Origin of the sequence: Bifidobacterium thermacidophilum subsp. thermacidophilum DSM 15837, from assembly GCF_000426425.1 — a bacterium.
GTDB lineage: Bacteria > Actinomycetota > Actinomycetes > Actinomycetales > Bifidobacteriaceae > Bifidobacterium > Bifidobacterium thermacidophilum.
This window is the reverse complement of the sequence record NZ_AUFI01000010.1, coordinates 101,328-119,334: the sequence shown is the minus strand read 5'-3', so window position 1 is coordinate 119,334 and position 18,007 is coordinate 101,328. Positions and strand designations below refer to the sequence as shown.

15 protein-coding genes and 1 pseudogene are annotated in these 18,007 nt (G+C 59.8%); 15 read left to right on the top strand and 1 reads right to left on the bottom strand.

The genetic code is table 11. The annotated features are described in order from the left end of the window. Positions 1–48: 48 nt before the first annotated feature. On the bottom strand, positions 49–1,266 hold the full coding sequence (locus tag K315_RS0106815; protein ID WP_029576774.1) for an NADP-dependent isocitrate dehydrogenase: 1,218 nt from the start codon (positions 1,264–1,266) through the stop codon (positions 49–51). A 198-nt stretch (positions 1,267–1,464) separates the two neighbouring features. On the opposite strand from K315_RS0106815, the gene K315_RS0106810 reads away from it, so the two are divergent. From K315_RS0106810 to trpA, 15 genes and pseudogenes are all read left to right on the top strand, one after another. Continuing rightward, the gene (locus K315_RS0106810) at positions 1,465–2,586 is read left to right on the top strand and encodes a GuaB3 family IMP dehydrogenase-related protein (RefSeq protein ID WP_029576773.1); all 1,122 of its coding nucleotides are present in this window, start codon (positions 1,465–1,467) and stop codon (positions 2,584–2,586) included. A gap of 130 nt (positions 2,587–2,716) precedes the next feature. Beyond that, the gene (locus K315_RS0106805; RefSeq protein ID WP_029576772.1) at positions 2,717–3,223 is read left to right on the top strand and encodes a hypothetical protein; all 507 of its coding nucleotides are present in this window, start codon (positions 2,717–2,719) and stop codon (positions 3,221–3,223) included. A gap of 55 nt (positions 3,224–3,278) precedes the next feature. Then, complete coding sequence (locus tag K315_RS0106800; protein ID WP_029576771.1) at positions 3,279–5,336, top strand: AMP-dependent synthetase/ligase; 2,058 nt, start codon at positions 3,279–3,281, stop codon at positions 5,334–5,336. Positions 5,337–5,339: 3 nt separating this feature from the next. Next, on the top strand, positions 5,340–5,822 hold the full coding sequence (gene def, locus K315_RS0106795) for a peptide deformylase (RefSeq protein ID WP_029576770.1): 483 nt from the start codon (positions 5,340–5,342) through the stop codon (positions 5,820–5,822). 233 nt (positions 5,823–6,055) lie between these two features. Beyond that, a complete protein-coding gene (gene rpsB, locus K315_RS0106790) occupies positions 6,056–6,871 on the top strand; it encodes a 30S ribosomal protein S2 (protein WP_029576769.1) in 816 nt (271 codons plus the stop codon). An 85-nt stretch (positions 6,872–6,956) separates the two neighbouring features. Next, complete coding sequence (gene tsf, locus K315_RS0106785) at positions 6,957–7,835, top strand: translation elongation factor Ts (RefSeq protein ID WP_029576768.1); 879 nt, start codon at positions 6,957–6,959, stop codon at positions 7,833–7,835. 236 nt (positions 7,836–8,071) lie between these two features. Next, positions 8,072–8,812, top strand: coding sequence for a UMP kinase (gene pyrH, locus K315_RS0106780; RefSeq protein ID WP_029576767.1), 741 nt, complete (start codon positions 8,072–8,074; stop codon positions 8,810–8,812). A gap of 90 nt (positions 8,813–8,902) precedes the next feature. Continuing rightward, complete coding sequence (gene frr / locus K315_RS0106775; protein ID WP_029576766.1) at positions 8,903–9,457, top strand: ribosome recycling factor; 555 nt, start codon at positions 8,903–8,905, stop codon at positions 9,455–9,457. A gap of 84 nt (positions 9,458–9,541) precedes the next feature. Beyond that, a complete protein-coding gene (locus K315_RS0106770; RefSeq protein WP_029576765.1) occupies positions 9,542–10,525 on the top strand; it encodes a phosphatidate cytidylyltransferase in 984 nt (327 codons plus the stop codon). Between the two features lie 89 nt (positions 10,526–10,614). Beyond that, positions 10,615–11,811, top strand: coding sequence for a dual-specificity RNA methyltransferase RlmN (gene rlmN, locus K315_RS0106765; protein WP_029576764.1), 1,197 nt, complete (start codon positions 10,615–10,617; stop codon positions 11,809–11,811). A 117-nt stretch (positions 11,812–11,928) separates the two neighbouring features. Continuing rightward, positions 11,929–12,699, top strand: coding sequence for an imidazole glycerol phosphate synthase subunit HisF (gene hisF / locus K315_RS0106760; protein WP_015450542.1), 771 nt, complete (start codon positions 11,929–11,931; stop codon positions 12,697–12,699). Between the two features lie 193 nt (positions 12,700–12,892). Next, complete coding sequence (hisI, locus tag K315_RS0106755; protein ID WP_015450543.1) at positions 12,893–13,315, top strand: phosphoribosyl-AMP cyclohydrolase; 423 nt, start codon at positions 12,893–12,895, stop codon at positions 13,313–13,315. Further along, positions 13,312–14,865, top strand: a pseudogene (locus tag K315_RS09630) (chorismate-binding protein); the annotation flags it as partial. The gene hisI and the pseudogene K315_RS09630, both read left to right, overlap by 4 nt. 135 nt (positions 14,866–15,000) lie before the next feature. Next, positions 15,001–17,094 (top strand): tryptophan synthase subunit beta, encoded by a 2,094-nt coding sequence (gene trpB / locus K315_RS09625; protein WP_033520585.1) that lies wholly within the window; start codon positions 15,001–15,003, stop codon positions 17,092–17,094. A 3-nt stretch (positions 17,095–17,097) separates the two neighbouring features. Continuing rightward, entirely contained in the window at positions 17,098–17,970 is an 873-nt protein-coding gene (trpA, locus tag K315_RS0106740; protein ID WP_029576763.1) for a tryptophan synthase subunit alpha, read from the top strand. Positions 17,971–18,007: the final 37 nt, after the last annotated feature.

Below are 18,007 nucleotides of genomic sequence, written 5' to 3'. Positions count from 1 at the left end.
CCCGGGAACAAGATGTTCCCGGGCAATACCTCCACGAACGGCTCAGCGTTACTGAGCGAGCGCCCGAGACAGCTCCTCGTCGAGAGCGTCCATGAAGCCTTGGGTGTCAAGCCATGGCTGGTCAGGACCGACGAGCATGGCGAGATCCTTGGTCATACGGCCGGACTCCACGGTGTGGACGATCACATGCTCTAGGGTTTCGGCGAAATGCGCCACTTCAGGCGTGTTGTCCAGCTTGGCGCGGTGCTTGAGGCCACCGGTCCAGGCGAAGATGGAGGCAATCGGGTTGGTCGAGGTCTTCTCTCCCTTGAGCCAACGACGGTAATGCCGGGTGACGGTGCCGTGCGCCGCTTCGGCTTCGACGGTCTGGCCGTCCGGTGTCATGAGCACAGACGTCATGAGACCGAGCGAACCGAAGCCCTGGGCGACGCTGTCGGACTGGACATCGCCGTCATAGTTCTTGCACGCCCAGATGTACCCGCCGTGCCACTTCAGCGAGCTCGCCACCATGTCATCGATGAGGCGATGCTCGTAGGTCAGGCCTTCCGCGGCATACTGGTCCTTGAACTCGGTTTCGAAGACCTCGGCGAAGATGTCTTTGAATTCGCCGTCGTACGCCTTGAGAATCGTGTTCTTGGTGGACAGATACACCGGCAGGTGACGCTGCAGGCCGTAGCGGAAGCATGCCCGTGCGAACCCGCGGATGGATTCAGCCACGTTGTACTGCACCTGCGCAACGCCGGCACCCGGGTAATCGAAGACCACATGCTCAATCGGCTCGCTGCCGTCGTCCGGGGTGAAGGTGACCGTCAAGCGGCCCGGTCGATCGACCTTGAAATCGGTCGCCTTGTACTGGTCGCCGAACGCATGACGCGCGACAACAATCGGCTTGGTCCAACCAGGGACGAGCCTCGGGATATTGGAAATCACAATCGGCTCGCGGAAGATGGTGCCGCCGAGGATGTTGCGGATGGTGCCGTTGGGAGACTTCCACATCTTCTTCAGACCGAATTCCTTGACCCTGGCCTCGTCCGGGGTGATGGTTGCGCATTTGACGCCGACATGTTCGCGCTTGATGGCGTTGGCCGCGTCGATGGTCACCTGGTCGTCGGTGGCGTCCCTGTTCTTGATGCCCAGATCGTAGTATTCCAAGTCGATGTCGAGATAGGGGAGGATCAGATGATCCTTGATATCCTTCCAGATCACGCGGGTCATTTCGTCTCCGTCGAGCTCGACGACCTTGCCTTCGACCTTAATCTTGGCCATGAATTGCCCTCCTCACGGGGTTGTGAAGGTTATGCGATATCTTATTCATACCGCAAACCCATAACGAATGTGTGACCGCGTCCACGATGTTGGACACTTCCGCCGCTTGAGCCGCTTCGAACGCCCCGATGCTACATCAGGCTTCAGCTGGTGGAAACTTGATGGCGTTCGTCACGAGTTCGCATTAGCCTTGAAACCATGTCTCAGGAAATTGAAATCGGTCTGGGCAAGAAGGCCCGGCTCGCATACTCTCTGGATGATGTCGCCATCGTCCCGTCCCGCCGTACGCGCGATCCGCAGGACGTCAGCACGGCATGGCAGATTGACGCCTACGAGTTCGACATACCGGTCATCGCCGCGCCGATGGATTCGGTAACGAGCCCGGAAACGGCCATCGAAATGGGTCGTCTCGGCGGACTCGGTGTCCTTGACCTCGAAGGCATGTGGACGCGGTATGAAGATCCCAAGCCGCTTCTCGACGAAATCGCCACGTTGCCGGAAGAGCAGGCGACCCGTCGCATGCAGGAAATTTATGCCGAGCCGATCAAGCCTGAGCTGATCACGCAACGCCTTCACGAGATCCGCAAGGCGGGCGTGACCGTCGCCGGAGCGTTGAGCCCGCAGCGTACGCAGGAACTGTATTCCACCGTGATCGAAGCGGGTGTGGATCTGTTCGTGATCCGCGGCACCGCAGTGTCGGCGGAACATGTGTCCACTGATCATGAGCCGCTCAATCTCAAGAAGTTCATTTACGACCTTGATGTCCCCGTCATCGTGGGAGGCGCCACGAATTACACCGCGGCACTGCATCTGATGCGCACTGGCGCCGCGGGTGTGCTCGTCGGCTTCGGCGGCGGCGCTGTCTCGGGAACGCTCAACACCATTGGTCTTCAAGCCCCTATGGCCACGGCCATCGCGGATATCGCCGAAGCAAGGCGCGACTACATGGATGAATCCGGCGGACGGTATGTCCAGCTCATCGCCGACGGCGGCATGGGCTCGTCGGGCAACTTCATCAAGGCTCTTGCACTCGGCGCCGACGCGGTGATGCTGGGTTCGCCGCTCGCCCGTGCGACCGAGGCCCCCGGTCATGGCATGCATTGGGGTTCCGAGGCGCGGCATCAGACGCTTCCGCGAGGCAAACGCACCAATGTCGGTACCGTCGCCCCGCTCAAGGAGATTCTGTATGGGCCCAGCCATCAGGCTGATGGTACGACCAATTTCATCGGTGCGCTTCGCCGTGCCATGGCGTCCACGGGTTATGTGGACGTGAAGAATTTCCAGCGTTGCTCGGTGGTCGTTACCTCCTCCGGTCGTTGACCGAGGCAAGTTATCCACATATCCACAAATCCCGTCATGCCGGTTGACATGGCGGGATTTTTCTGTTCCCCTTGAATAGTCATCCGGCAACAGGCCGGCGAGCAATGAAGCCCGTAAGGGGGAACACCATATGAATGACAGCACCGAACTGTGGACATACCGGTACGAACGCAATCTGCCCAGAATGGAGGGCAATATCACCGTGGGCTCCTTCGGGGTCACGGTCCCCGTGCGCATCGTCGGCTTCTTTCCCGAAGCCCCCGACACGTACAGTGTGAAATTCTGCCAGGAATACGCATTCCTCGTCTACAACATGGCGTGCATGCTCGCCGACACCTATCGCGGCCGCGGCATAACACCCTTATTACGCAAACATCTGGCGCCTCAATGCATCGAACGTCTTGAATTCATGTGGCAGCTGGTTGGTTGCTATGACATCCTCAATCTCGAAGATAAGAAAAACGCGATGATCAAAATGGTTCCACCTATGCCGCAATGGATCCATTTCGCGCTGGTGACCAGTGAGCTCATGGAATGCACGGTCAACGTCAACATCGGCACCATTGTGTTCCATTCGATGCTTGTCTTCCGCCGCAAAGCAAGCCGGTGGATTTGCGACCTCGCGGACATTGGCTGACCAATCCCAGCGAACATCCATGTTCCAAGCAAGCCATAGGACTATAGTTGAACACATGCTGAAAGAATTTTCTGTTGATCCGGTCTATCAGACCACGGATGACGATACGGTCTACTCGCTCCTCGCGAAGCGTGCACAACGCGATCCGCAAGGAGCGATAGCCGAATGGCAGAGTGAACGCGACCGTGTATGGCATACGGTCAGCGCACAGGAGATGGATGACCGTGTCCGCGCGGTCGCCCGCGGTCTGTTGGGTATTGGCGTCAAGCACGGCAGCATGGTGGTCATCTACTCCGCCACCTGCTACGACTGGGCGATCGTGGACTTCGCATGCTCGGCGATCGGTGCGGTCACCGTACCGATTTACGAGACGGATTCCGCCAAGCAGGCGGCAGGCATTGTCCAGGATGTCAAGCCAATCATCGCATTCGCCGGCGATGAATCGCATGCCCATACGCTTGACGCCATCCGGCGTGACAGCCCTGACCTGACCTACGTGTTCAATTTCCAGACCGATGGGCTTAACGCCGTCGTTGATTTCGGGGAATCCGTCACCGATGACGAGCTCGCCCTCGCCATGAGCAAGGTCAAGGCCGACGACGTGTCGACCATTGTGTACACCTCAGGTTCGACGGGCAAGCCCAAAGGCGCCATGCTCACCAGCCGCAACTTCACCCACATCGTCTATGCTGGCTACGACGTGCTCGACGAGATGCTGTACCAGCCCAGCCGCCTGCTGCTGTTTCTGCCGCTGGCACACTGCTTCGCCAGGTACATCCAGTACACCGCGATCGGCGCCCAGGGCGTGGTTGGGTATATCTCTACAGCCAAGCATCTGCTCGCCGATCTGCGCAGTTTCAAGCCAACGTATCTGCTCGGCGTGCCGCGCGTGTTCGAGAAGGTTTACAACGCGGCTTCGCAGAAGGCCGGCGCAGGCTTCCAGGGCCGCGTGTTCGCCAAGGCGTTCAAGCATTTCGCCCAATGGTCGAAGGATGAGGACGAGCACCAAGGCCGTCATACTTTGGGGGAGCGGATCCACCATCGTTTCTACATGGCCACGGTCGGCAAATCGATGCGCTCCGCACTCGGCCCGAACCTTAAGTATCTTGCCTGCGGCGGCGCGCCCATCAACGCCGACCTCGCCCATTTCTTCAACGGTATGGACGGCATTACCTTCATCCAGGGGTACGGCATGACGGAAACCGCAGCTCCGTGCGTGGTCAACTTCGAAGACGCGAACGAAGTAGGTTCGGTCGGTCGCCCCGGCCCCGGCATCGCGATCAGGACGCTGGACGACGGAGAAGTCGAAATAAAAGGCCCGAATGTGTTCAAAGGCTATTTCAAGCAGCCGGAACTCACGGCTGAAGTCCTTGAGCCCGACGGCTGGCTGCACAGCGGCGATATCGGATATATCGACGACCGCGGATTCCTGTTCATCACCGGCCGCAAGAAGGATATCATTATCACCGCGGGCGGCAAGAACATCAGTCCGGCACCGTCGGAAGACACGATCAACACCTGCCCGATCGTCTCGCACACCGTAGTGATCGGCGATGGACGGCCGTTCGTGGCGGCACTCATCGCGCTCGACGAAGAGATGACCCGTGATTGGCTGAAGAACCAGGGTATGGATGCCGAGATGCCAATGGAACAAATCGCGAACAACGATGCTGTCAGGGCGTTCGTGCAGCAGTACATCGATCAGGCGAACAGCTCCGTCTCTCGTGCGGAATCGGTGCGCAAGTTCGCCATTCTTCCCGATGATTTCAGCCAGGACGCCGGCACGCTTACCCCAAGCATGAAAATGGTGCGCAAGAAGGTCATCGAGCGTTACGACGATATCATCGAGCATGTCATCTACACGCCGAAAGGCCCGTCCGTACCGATTCCCGCGACCGTGAAACTGTTTGACAAGACCGCGGAGACGGTGTCGCAGGTCTCTGAGACCGTCAGCCCGAAGGTTAAGCAAGCGATTGACCAGGCCAAGTCGAATATGGCCGAACTCCGCGCCAAGCGGCAGGGCGAAAACTCCGACGAGGAACTCGCTCGGGGCACGGATGCCGAGACCCAAGACAACGGCACTGAGAGCACCAATGAGACAGAGGAGAAGTGACAATTGGCAATCCGAGAGATTCGAGTAATTCCCGATCCCATCCTGCGCACCCCGTGCGATGAGATCACCACAATCACGCCGGCAATCCGCCGTTTGGTGCAGGATCTGCTCGACACCGTCGACGATCCCGGTCGCGCCGGACTTTCAGCAAACCAGATCGGCGTGAGTCTGCGCGCCTTCTCATACAACATCGAAGGCAAGGTCGGCTATGTCCTCAACCCGGTAATCGAGGATAAGCAGGGCGAACAATACGCCGATGAAGGCTGCCTCTCCGTACCCGGCTTGTGGTACAAGACCCGTCGCGCCGATTACGCCCGGGTGCGCGGCATCGACCTCGACGGAAAAACCGTCGTGCTCGAAGGCAAAGGCATCATGGGAAGAATGCTGCAGCATGAGACAGACCACCTCGACGGCCATATCTATCTGGACCGGCTGGAGAAAAGCGAGCGCAGGGCCGCAATGAGGCAGTTGCGCGGCGAACGCTGATCTGGCGGTTGGTTGTGTGATGGCACGGATCGGGAAATCCCCGGTCCGTGCTATTATCTTGCCCCGTGCGCCGTATCGCTTCCGTGCAAGTCGCGCAGCTAGGAAGCACCCATTGTCCAACCGGCGCATAATTCGCGTCATGTCCGCGACGCCCCGTGTCGGTCGGCCTGGTATCAGGTTGCACGCGGAGGCACATGGCCAGGCAATAACCGACAATGAAAGGTAGCAGTACCATGGCTCAGATCACTATGAGCGACATGCTGAAGGCCGGTCTCCATTTCGGCCATCAGACCCGCCGTTGGAATCCGAAGATGAAGCAGTACATCCTCATGGAGCGCAACGGCATCCACATCATCAATCTGTTCAAGTCCCTTGATCTGATTGACGTCGCCTACGACTTCATCAAGGAAACCGTTGCCCACAACGGCACGGTTCTCTTCGTGGGCACCAAGAAGCAGGCGCAGGAAGCCATCAAGAACCAGGCGATCCGCGTCGGTATGCCGTATGTCTCCGAGCGCTGGCTCGGCGGTATGCTTACCAACTTCCAGACCGTGTCCAAGCGCGTCGCCCGTCTCAAGGAACTCGAAGAGATGGACTTCACCGACGTGCATGGTTCCGGCCTGACCAAGAAGGAACTGCTGCTGCTTGAGCGCGAGAAGGACAAGCTGGAGAAGCAGCTTGGCGGTATCCGCAACATGAACCGCACTCCTTCGGTGCTGTTCGTCGTGGACATCAACAAGGAAGCGCTGGCCGTCTCCGAAGCCCACAAGCTGGGCATTCCGGTGGTCGCCATCGTTGACACTAACACCGACCCGGATCTGGTTGATTACCCGATCCCGGCGAACGATGACGCGATCCGCGGCATCGAACTGCTCACCAGCCTGATGGCTGACGCCGTAGCCGACGGTCTGCTCGAGCGTTCCGGCAAGGCGGCCAAGGCCGATGACAAGTCCGAACAGCCGATGGCTGCTTGGGAGAAGGAGCTCCTGACCAAGGACGCCCCGACTGCCGAGGCCGAAGAAACCAAGAGCGAAGAGCCCAAGGCCTGATTCGCGGCATTTGTTATCCTAGGCGGCGGGAGACCAACCATCTCCCGCCGCTGGGTATCACTTCAAAATCAAGAGGAGACAACACATGGCAGCTATCACTGCAGCTCTGATCAAGCAGGTGCGTGAAGAAACCGGCGCCGGCATGATGGATGTGAAGAAGGCTCTTACCGAAGCCGAAGGCGATGTCGCCCGCGCCAAGGAAATCATCCGCGCCAAGGGCATCGCGGCAGCAGGTAAGCGCGAAGGCCGCAAGGCTCAGGAAGGCACCATCGCGTCTAAGGTCGTCAAGACCGCGGACGGCGAGGTCGGCTACGCTGTTGAGATCAATTCCGAGACCGATTTCGTGGCAAAGACCCCGAAGTTCGTCGAGTTCGCCGACTCCGTGCTGGACGCAGCCATCGCCGCCGACGCGAACAACGTGGACGACGTGCTTGCAGCCAAGACCGCTGACGGCGATGTCAAGCTGGACATCGAACAGGCCGCTGCGCTCTTCGGCGAGCATGTCAAGGTCGGCCAGTTCGCCAAGATCGCCGGACCTCATGTCGAGATCTACGCGCATCGCAAGTCCGCCGAAATGCCGCCGTCCATCGTGGCCCTCATCGCCACTGACGAAGCCGGCGAAAAGGTCGCTCACGAGGCTGCGCTGCAGATTTCTGCGATGAGCCCGCGCTGGCTCACCCGTGAGGACGTCGATCCGACCGTTCTCGAGTCCGAGCGTCGTATCGCGACCGAGAAGACTTCGGATGAGCTCGCCGCCAAGGGCAAGCCGCAGGCAGTCATCGACAAGATCGCGCCGAAGATCGTCGAAGGCCGTCTCAACGCTTTCTACAAGGAAGCGGTGCTTCTGGATCAGGATTACGTCAAGGATCCGTCCAAGACCGTCGGCAAGCTGTTCGACGAAGCCGGTGCGAAGGCAATCGCTTTCGCCCGTATCGAAGTCGGCAAGGGCGACGAAGAGGACTGAGCCTCTGACAGTCCGCCCCGTGCCATCACCTGAGGGTCAGGGCTACGGACGCGAACCGATACCCGTCGTAGTCAGTTTCAAGCAACTGGCCGCGGCGGGTTTTCCTATCTTTGGCGGTTTGCGATATCCCCAATGCGGTGATGCAACACCCGCGTGCGAGTCGATGTACGCCTGTCGTTCATCGACGCTACAGTGGTTAGGCGGCAATGATAAGACAGGCACAGAAAGGCCCAAATATGACTGGCACGGATAAGCCACGCAGGGTGTTGCTCAAGCTCTCAGGCGAAGCGTTCGGCGGGGGAGCAGTCGGCATTGATACGAAAGTGGTGCGGCGCATCGCCCAGGAAATCGTTCCCGCAGTACGTCAGGGTGTTCAGGTAGCCATCGTCACCGGCGGCGGCAACTTCTTCCGCGGAGCAGAACTTCAACAGGCCGGCATCGATCGCAGCCGCGGCGATTACATGGGCATGCTCGGCACCGTTATGAACTGCCTCGCATTGCAGGACTTCCTCGAGCAGGAAGGCCAAGCCACCCGTGTGCAGACGGCCATCGCCATGGGGCAGGTCGCCGAGCCGTATATCCCGCTCAAGGCCATCAGGCATCTGGAAAAGGGCCGCGTGGTGATTTTCGGCGCCGGCGCCGGCATGCCGTATTTCTCAACTGACACGGTTTCCATCCAGCGTTCCTTGGAAATCCATTGCGACGAGGTGCTGATGGGCAAGAACGGCGTCGACGGTGTCTATACCGCCGACCCGCGCAAAGTCGAAAAAGCGCAGCGTTTCGCCACGCTCAGCTACAATCGCGCCCTTGTCGATAACCTCGCTGTCATGGACGCGTCCGCATTGTCCATGGCACGCGACAACCGCAAGCCGATCCGCGTATTCGGGCTCGAGGAGCCGGGCAATGTCACCAAGGCCCTGCTCGGCGAACAGCTCGGCACGCTCGTGTCAACCGCCCAATCGACGCTCGTCGACTGAACATCAAGGGTCGTGCGCCGATTCGACGCCGCATGACGATACAATAAGAACAACCAGTCGTTCAACGACGAATCCGCCAAAGGAGATAGCATGGCCACAGTCATCGAACAAGCCAAGGAACAGATGAGCAAGTCCGTCGAAGCCACCAAGGAGAACTTCACCGGCATCCGTACCGGGCGCGCGAACCCGGCGCTGCTCAACGGCCTGACCGTCGAGTATTACGGCGTGCCTACGCCAATCAAGGCCGTCGCCACCATCGGCGTTCCAGAGCCGCGTACTCTGGCGGTCACTCCTTATGACGCCTCACAGGCGAACGCCGTCGAAAAGGCCATCCGCGACTCCGATCTCGGCGTCAGCCCCCGCAGGGAGGGCAGCGTCATCTACGCGACCATGCCCGAGCTAACCGAGGAACGCCGCAAGGAATATGTGAAGATCGCCAAGACCAAGGCCGAAGAGGGCAAGGTGGCGGTTCGTAACATCCGTCGCAAGGCCAAGGAAACCATCGACAAGTCCGTCAAGGACGGCGATATGGGCGAGGACGACGGCGATCGCCAGCTCAAAGAGCTTGACAAGATCACCAAGCAGTTCACGGACGAACTTGATTCTCTGCTGGAAACCAAGCAGAAGGAGATCATGGAGGTCTGAGGACCCCTACACGACGGGCCTCGATCATGCCGTATACACGGATGTCGGGGCCCGTTTCCGATGGTGAGCCGATAAGGGATGATGATGGACAAACATGTAGAGCATGACGGCAACGCCGACGAAACGATAGAGGAAATCAACAAGAAGACGGGTCGCAACATGCCCCAGGCGATTGCCACGGCCGTCGTGCTGATCACGATCATCATCGCATGCTTGGCGATCAGCATGGACGTGTTCATGGTGTTGCTCGTCGTCTTCATGATCCTGGCCTTGTGGGAGCTTCGAGTCGATTTCGCGATCGCCGGCATGCACATCCCTGTGGTGATGCTGTGGATTTGCTCAACGATCACCCTGCTGGCAACCTACTATTCGCCTTGGCATGTGTCGACAATGGCCTTGTGCATCATGCTCTCAATCGTGCTCGTCGCACTGAGCGCCACCGCGAATTTCAGCTTCGGAGACCGGCTGAGCATGGAGGTTGAGCGGAAACTCGCGCAGACAAACGCCGGGGCACGGCTCGAATCCTCCTTCAATCACGGTTCCGCCACCGTACAGCACAGCCGGCTGACCAGTGTGGCGGTCTCCGTGTTCGCAGTGTTGTATATCCCCTTGATCGCCTCGTTCATCGCATTGTCGCTGACCTTCCACGGCCATGCTTTCGCCCATGCCATCATGATTGTGTTCCTGCCCGCGTTGAGCGATACCGGCGGCTTGTTCGCCGGCGCTTGGTTCGGCAAGCACAAACTGTCTCCACGTATTTCCCCCAAGAAATCGGTGGAAGGGCTGCTCGGCTCGATTCTGTTCGCCATGGCGGGCGCGTTCGCCATCTTCGCATGCACCTACCCGTCTCTGTGGGCATCCCGCTGGTGGGTGCCGATCGTGGTCGGCATCCTCATGGGTATCGTGGGCACGTTCGGCGATTTGTGCGCATCCATGCTCAAGCGCGACATCTGCATCAAAGATATGGGCCATCTGCTCAAAGGTCACGGCGGGGTGATGGACCGCGTCGATTCCATTCTGCTGACCGCCCCGTTCATGATGGCGTTGCTGTATGTCACCGGCTTGTAACCTGATACGCGGTCGGCATCATCAATGACAGCATTCCATGGGTCCGCCCGCAATACAAGAACCAAGCAACACAACCGACAGGAGCATGTATGGCTACGCACGATGACGGCGATGTGAACTCGGGTCAGACACCGGAAACCGGTATCACACCCGGAGGCACCACTGGCGCATTCCGCGATGTGCTCGCCAAGGACCATGCCCGACGCGGCAAACCGCCGGTTCATCTGGTCGATATGAGCCCCGAGGAACGCGTGGCTGCGGCGAAGGCCATCGGCATGCCCAAATTCCGTGTCAAGCAGCTCGCTAACCACTATTTCGCGCATTTCGACACGGATGTCGAATCATTCACCGATTTTCCGTCGAAACTCAGCGCCACCGCGCAGGAGGCGTTCTTCCCGGAACTCATCCATGAGGTCACGCACCAGAGCGCAGACGAGGGAACGACAATCAAGACGCTGTGGCGCTTGTTCGATGGGGCCATGATCGAATCCGTGCTCATGCGATACCCGAGTCGCACCACCTTGTGTATCTCAAGCCAGGTCGGTTGTGGGATGGGCTGCCCATTCTGCGCCACCGGCCAGCTCGGACTGACGCGCAACATGTCGACCGGCGAGATTCTCGAGCAGGTGCGCATCGCGGCGAAAACCGCTCGCGACGGCGGCATCACCGGCGGTCCATGCCGATTGAGCAATGTCGTGTTCATGGGCATGGGCGAGCCGATGGGCAACTACCGTTCCGTCATCAGCGCAGTCCGGCAGATCAGTGCGATGCCACCGGAGGGGTTTGGCATCTCCGCACGCAACATCACCGTCTCAACGGTCGGCGTCGTGCCTGGCATTCGAAAACTCGCCCAAGAGGGGCTGCCTGTCCGCCTCGCGGTGTCGCTGCATGCCCCCAGCGACGAGCTGCGCGATGAACTCGTCCCGATGAACCGCAGGTTCAACACCACCCAGGTGCTCGATGCCGCTCATGACTATTATCTGGCGACCAAACGCCGGGTGAGCATCGAATACGCGCTGATGCGGGGAATCAACGACCAGGCGGAACATGCCCGACTACTCGCGAAACGATTGAACCACTACGGCGATGATTGGGCGCATGTCAACCCAATTCCGCTCAACCCTATCGAGGGATCGAAGTGGACCGCGTCCAAACCGGAAGACGAGCGCCAATTCCTTGACATCCTGCACCGCGCAGGCATCACGGCGACCCTGCGGGACACCCGTGGACAGGATATCGACGGCGCGTGTGGGCAACTTTCAGCGAAATACAGGAAAACCGCTTGAAACGAACCGAATTCGGATTGCGCGCCCACTTCGTGAGACGGACCGCCGGATTGCTCTAGCCCAACGGCTATGGTGTGACGTGTAGGCAAGCTTCACCCTTCACACAAGGAGTCGCATATGGCATTGGCGGTTCGCGTTATTCCGTGCCTCGACGTCGACGCAGGTCGTGTGGTCAAGGGCGTGCATTTCGAGAACCTCCGCGATGCAGGCGATCCGGTGGAGCTTGCAGCCGAATATTATCGTCAGGGCGCGGATGAGCTCACCTTCCTCGATGTGACCGCCTCCACAGGGCATCGTCGCACCATGTTCGACGTCGTCAACAGGACGGCCCAGCAACTGTTCATCCCGCTTACCGTGGGTGGTGGAGTCCGTTCCGTCGACGATGTAGACCAGCTCTTGCGGTGCGGCGCCGACAAAGTCAGTGTCAACACTGCCGCAATCAACAATCCGACGCTAATCAGCGATATCTCCCAGCGTTTCGGTAGCCAGGTCCTAGTGCTTTCTGTGGATGCACGTCGCGAACGCGGCGAGCAGCACACGCAGTCCGGTTTCGAAGTGACGACCATGGGCGGCCGCCATTCCACCGGCATCGACGCATTGTGGTGGGCCCGGCGGGCCCAGGAACTTGGAGCAGGCGAAGTACTGCTGAACTCAATGGATGCTGATGGAACCGAGAACGGATTCGATCTCGAGATGATCCGTGCGATGCGTTCGCAGGTCACCATACCGATTATCGCCAGCGGCGGTGCCGGCAAGGTGGAGGATTTCCCACCCGCCATCGAGGCCGGAGCCGATGCAGTCCTCGCAGCGTCAGTCTTCCATTACGGGAAGATGACGATTGGCGAAGTCAAAGCCGAGCTGCGCAAGGCCGGCTATACGGTTCGCTGACCCAACAGCATTCCGAGGATACGTTGAGACATCCGGATATGGCCATAACGCAATCAGGCCAGTCCATCATCCCGAAGTTTCTCTCATGTTTTCTTCAGTACCCGCTTTCCGCACCGGCGGACGGGAAATCCCTCGCCGATGCTTGGCGACAATGACATCCCAACAACAAGCCAACAGACAGGGAGCGAAACCCATGGCATCGAATGGCAATGATCCACAGCCGCAATACGACAACAGCACCGTGCTCGACCCAAGGATCGCCGCAAGACTCAAGCGCGACGACAAAGGACTTGTGGCCGCGGTCATCCAGCAATACGACACGCGTGAAGTGCTGATGGTCGGTTACATGAACGATGAGGCTCTCAGACGCACACTCACCACCGGGCGGGTGACGTTCTGGTCCCGCTCACGACAGGAATATTGGCGCAAAGGAGACACGTCCGGACATGTCCAGTATGTCAAGGCGCTGAATCTCGATTGTGACGGCGACGCCATCCTCGTCGAGGTCGATCAGGTCGGAGCGGCATGCCACACCGGCAAGAGGTCATGCTTCGAACAGGGCGGTCCGCTGCCGGTGGTCGTTGGATATCGCACGAAGGAACAGGAACAGCAATGAGCACGTGCAGTGTAACCAACCTGAGATGGGGCGAAACCTGGCCGGACCGCCGCCAATTCCACGAGCTGGCCGACCAAGGGTACCGCGTCATTCCCATTGTGCGCAGGCTGCTCGCCGATTCACTGACACCCGTGGGATTCTACGAACGGCTCGCCGGTGGAGCAAGCGGCACGTTCATCCTGGAATCCGCGGAATACGGCGGATCGTGGAGCCGGTACAGCTTCATCGGTGTACATTCCATGGCGCAATTGCGTTCCGACCACGGCCAAGCCAGCTGGTTGGGCACCGTGCCCAAAGGCATCCCCACGAGCGGCGATGTCGCCGAAGTCGCGCATGCCACTCTGCGAGCGCTCAAGGCGCCTAACGTCGAGGGGCTGCCGAACCTGACCAGCGGGCTGGTCGGCACGGTCGGCTGGGATGCCATCAGGCACTGGGAGCCGACGCTCAGCGCGAACGCGCCCGATGAGACCGGCCAGCCGGAAACGGTGCTGGCACTGGCCACCGATATCGCCGTCGTCGACCATGTGAACGGTTCGGTGTGGCTGATTGCGAACGCCGTCAACATGGATGATTCGCCTGCCCATGCCGACCTCGCCTACGATCGCGCCGTCGAGCGCCTGAACACGATGGAGCGCAAGGCCGCAACCCCCGCCGAGGGCGAATCCCGGGTCAATGTCCTCGACCCGAGCGTCCCCAAGCCGGAACTTAGGTTCCGTACGCCCAAGGACCAGTACGAGCACGCGGTCGAACGCGCCAAGCAGCATATCATCGACGGGGACGTGTTCCAGGTCGTCATCTCGCAGCGTCTCGACATTGATTCCCCAGCCGATCCCATCGATGTCTACCGGGTGTTGCGCACGCTCAATCCGAGTCCATACATGTACTTCTTCGCGTTGACGGACGCACAGGGCCGTGATTTCAATGTCGTCGGTTCGAGCCCGGAAACCTTGATCAAAGTGGACGACGGCCATGCGATGACCTTCCCGATTGCAGGGTCGCGGCCCCGCGGCGCCACCCCAGAAGAGGACGCCCGTCTGGAGCAGGAACTGCTTGCCGATCCGAAGGAACGCAGCGAGCACATCATGCTTGTCGACCTGTCCCGCAACGATCTGAGCCGCGTATGCGTCCCCGACAGCGTGGAAGTCGTCTCCCTGATGGATATCAAACGGTTCAGCCACATCATGCACATCTGTTCGACGGTGACCGGCACGGTCAGCCCGGACAAAACTGTATTCGATGTCTTCACCTCGGCGTTCCCGGCGGGCACGTTGTCGGGAGCACCGAAGCCCAAGGCGATTGACATCATCGACCAGCTCGAACCCGCAGACCGCGGTATTTACGGTGGAACCGCCGGATACTTCGATTTCAGCGGCAACATGGATATGGCCATCACCATCCGCACCGCCTTCATCCGCGACCATCAGGCCTCGGTGCAAGCGGGCGCCGGCATCGTACTCGACTCCGTGCCGGCCAACGAGTGGCAGGAGACACGCAACAAAGCCGAGGCGAGCGTCGAAGCAATCCAGATTGCCGCGCAATTGCGTTCGCTGCAACCAGAGGATCCACGCCATGTACGGGGAGGAGCTGCGACGCGTCCACGCGCACGCCGAGGTACCGGCATGCGGGAATCCCTGTGGAATAACGCGTCTGAATCGTTAGTCTTGGGAACAACTTCTGGAGGAACCATGTCAGTACTTGACGATCTTGTGGCAGGAGCCACACAAGACATGCATGAGCGTGCGCAACGCACGCCGCTCGATGAGCTCAAACGGCTCGCGGAGACGAGGACGCCGGCGCTTGACGCCACGAAATGGCTCAAACGCGCCGATGCCATACCGGTCATCGCGGAAATCAAACGCGCATCGCCGTCCAAAGGGCATCTGGCCGATATTCCCGATCCGGCTGCGCTTGCACGCGAATACGAGACCGGGGGAGCAAGCGCAATCTCCGTGTTGACGGAAGGGCGTCGATTCCTCGGCAGCCTTGTCGATCTCGACCAGGTGCGCCAAGCCGTGCATATTCCGGTGTTGCGCAAGGACTTCATCACCGATGAATACCAGATCTGGGAAGCCAGGGCGCATGGAGCGGATCTGGTGCTCCTCATCGTCGCGGCACTCGACGATGGCCGCCTCGCCCAGCTGCTGAAGCTCACCCACGATTTGGGCATGACCGCACTGGTCGAAACCCATACGCGTGAGGAAATCGACCGTGCGCGCCATGCGGGGGCGAAGGTCATCGGAATCAACGCCCGCAATCTCAAGAATCTTCAGGTGGATGTAAGCAAGTATCAGGAACTTGCCGGTGATCTGCCTGATGATGTCATCAAAGTCGCGGAATCCGGCGTGTTCGGCAGTGTCGAACTCGAGGATTACGCGCGGGCCGGCGCCGATGCGGTGCTGGTCGGTGAAGGTGTCGCGACCGCCGACGACCATACCGCGGCGGTGCGCAGGCTAATACAGACAGGAGAACGCGTGAAAGCCTCAGAATCCACACCATTATCACAACATCAGGGCCCGTATTTCGGCAAGTACGGTGGCCGATTCGTTCCGGAGGCGTTGATTGGGGCGTTGGACGAGCTCAAGCGCGTCTACAACGAAGCCAAAGCCGATCCGGCGTTCCAGGCAGAGCTCAAGCGTCTCAACGAACAATATGTCGGCCGTCCTTCGAAACTCACCGAGGCGCCGCGCTTCGCCGAACGACTCAACAAGAAGACCGGACTCAACGCCCGTGTCTTCCTCAAGCGTGAGGACCTCAACCACACCGGTGCCCACAAAATCAACAACGCGTTGGGCCAGGCGTTGCTGGTCAAGCGCATGGGCAAGACCCGCGTCATCGCGGAGACCGGCGCCGGTCAGCACGGTGTCGCGACCGCAACGGTCTGCGCATTGCTCGGCCTCAAGTGCCGCATCTACATGGGCCAAATCGATGCCCGCCGCCAAGCGCTGAACGTGGCGCGTATGCGGCTGCTTGGTGCCGAGGTTGTCGAAGTAACTCAAGGATCGCGTATTCTCAAGGACGCCATCAACGAAGCGTTGCGAGACTGGGTCACCAACGTGGAGACCACGCATTACCTGCTCGGCACGGTCTGCGGGCCGCACCCGTTCCCAACCATCGTGCGTGACTTCCAGAAGATTATCGGCGAGGAGGCTAAGGAACAGCTCAAGGACATCTACGGCATCGACCATCCGGATGCGATTTGCGCTTGCGTCGGCGGTGGTTCGAACGCCATCGGCATCATGAACGCCTTCCTCGATGACCCCCGTGTCAACCTGTACGGGTTCGAAGCCGGCGGCCACGGCATCGAATCGGGTGAGCACGCCGTACGTCTGACCCCGGGGGCGGCGGATCTGGGCCTGTTCCAAGGAGCTGAATCCTATCTGCTGGAAAATTCCGAGGGACAGACGAAGAACACGTATTCGATTTCTGCCGGCCTTGATTACGCCTCCGTCGGCCCCGAGCACGCGTGGCTCAAGGACATCGGCCGCGTACAGTACTCGTATGCCACCGATGACGAAGCGATGAGCGCGTTCAAAGACCTGTGCGAGACCGAAGGTATCATCCCAGCCATCGAAAGCTCCCACGCAGTCGCAGGCTCCTATAAGGCTGCCGCCGATCTCAAGGCGAAGGGGTACACCAATCCGGTGATTGTGGTCAACATTTCGGGACGAGGAGACAAGGACGTGGCCACAGCCGGCAAATGGTTCGGCTATCTGACCGATGAACAAAGCAAGGCGCTGGAAGCCAACGGCGCACACGGCACGAGCGTAGATGGAGAGTGAACGATGACCAACCCCGCAACAACCCCTTCAGGACAGCCTCTCGGCATCAGCCATAAACCGAGCAAGACCCGCGCCATGTTCGATGGCTTCAGGAAGCGCGACGAGCCCGCGTTCATCGGATACCTGCCGTATGGTTTCCCGGATTCCGAATACTCACTCAAGGCCTTCGACACGATGGTCCGCCATGGCGTCAACGCCGTGGAAATCGGTCTGCCGTATTCCGACCCGGTGATGGATGGCCCGGTCATCCAAGCGGCGTCAAAAATCGCGATCGACAACGGCGAGCGCATCGCCGACGTGTTCAAAGCGGTGGAAACCGTGGCGAACGCTGGCGGCGTGCCGCTGGTTATGAGCTATTGGAATCTCATCTTCCATTACGGTGTGGAACGTTTCGCGACCGATTTCGAGAACGCCGGTGGCGCCGGTATCATCACGCCTGATCTTATTCCCGACGAAGCCGGTGAATGGATTGAGGCGTCTGACCGACACGGTCTGGATCGAATCTTCTTGGTGTCTCCGGACACCTCGGATGAGCGTCTGCGCATCGTTGCGGCGAACGCACGCGGTTTCGTGTATGCCGCATCCCGTATGGGCGTCACCGGCGAGCGCGCGACCCTGTCCACCTCACCGGAGCGTCTCGTCGCTCGGACTAGGGATGCCGGTGCGCAGAACGTATGTGTCGGCATCGGCGTGTCCACCCCAGAGCAGGGTGCACAGGTCGGATCGTATGCGGATGGCGTGATTGTCGGTTCCGCGTTGGTGCACACCTTGCTCGATGATTCTGCACGCACCCCGAAGCCACTCGACGAAGGCCTGTCAGCGTTGGCAGCCAAAGCAGAGGAGCTCGCTGAAGGCATCCACAACGCGCGGCACTGACACCATGCGCTGAGGTGCTCGGTCGGTCGGCCCGCCT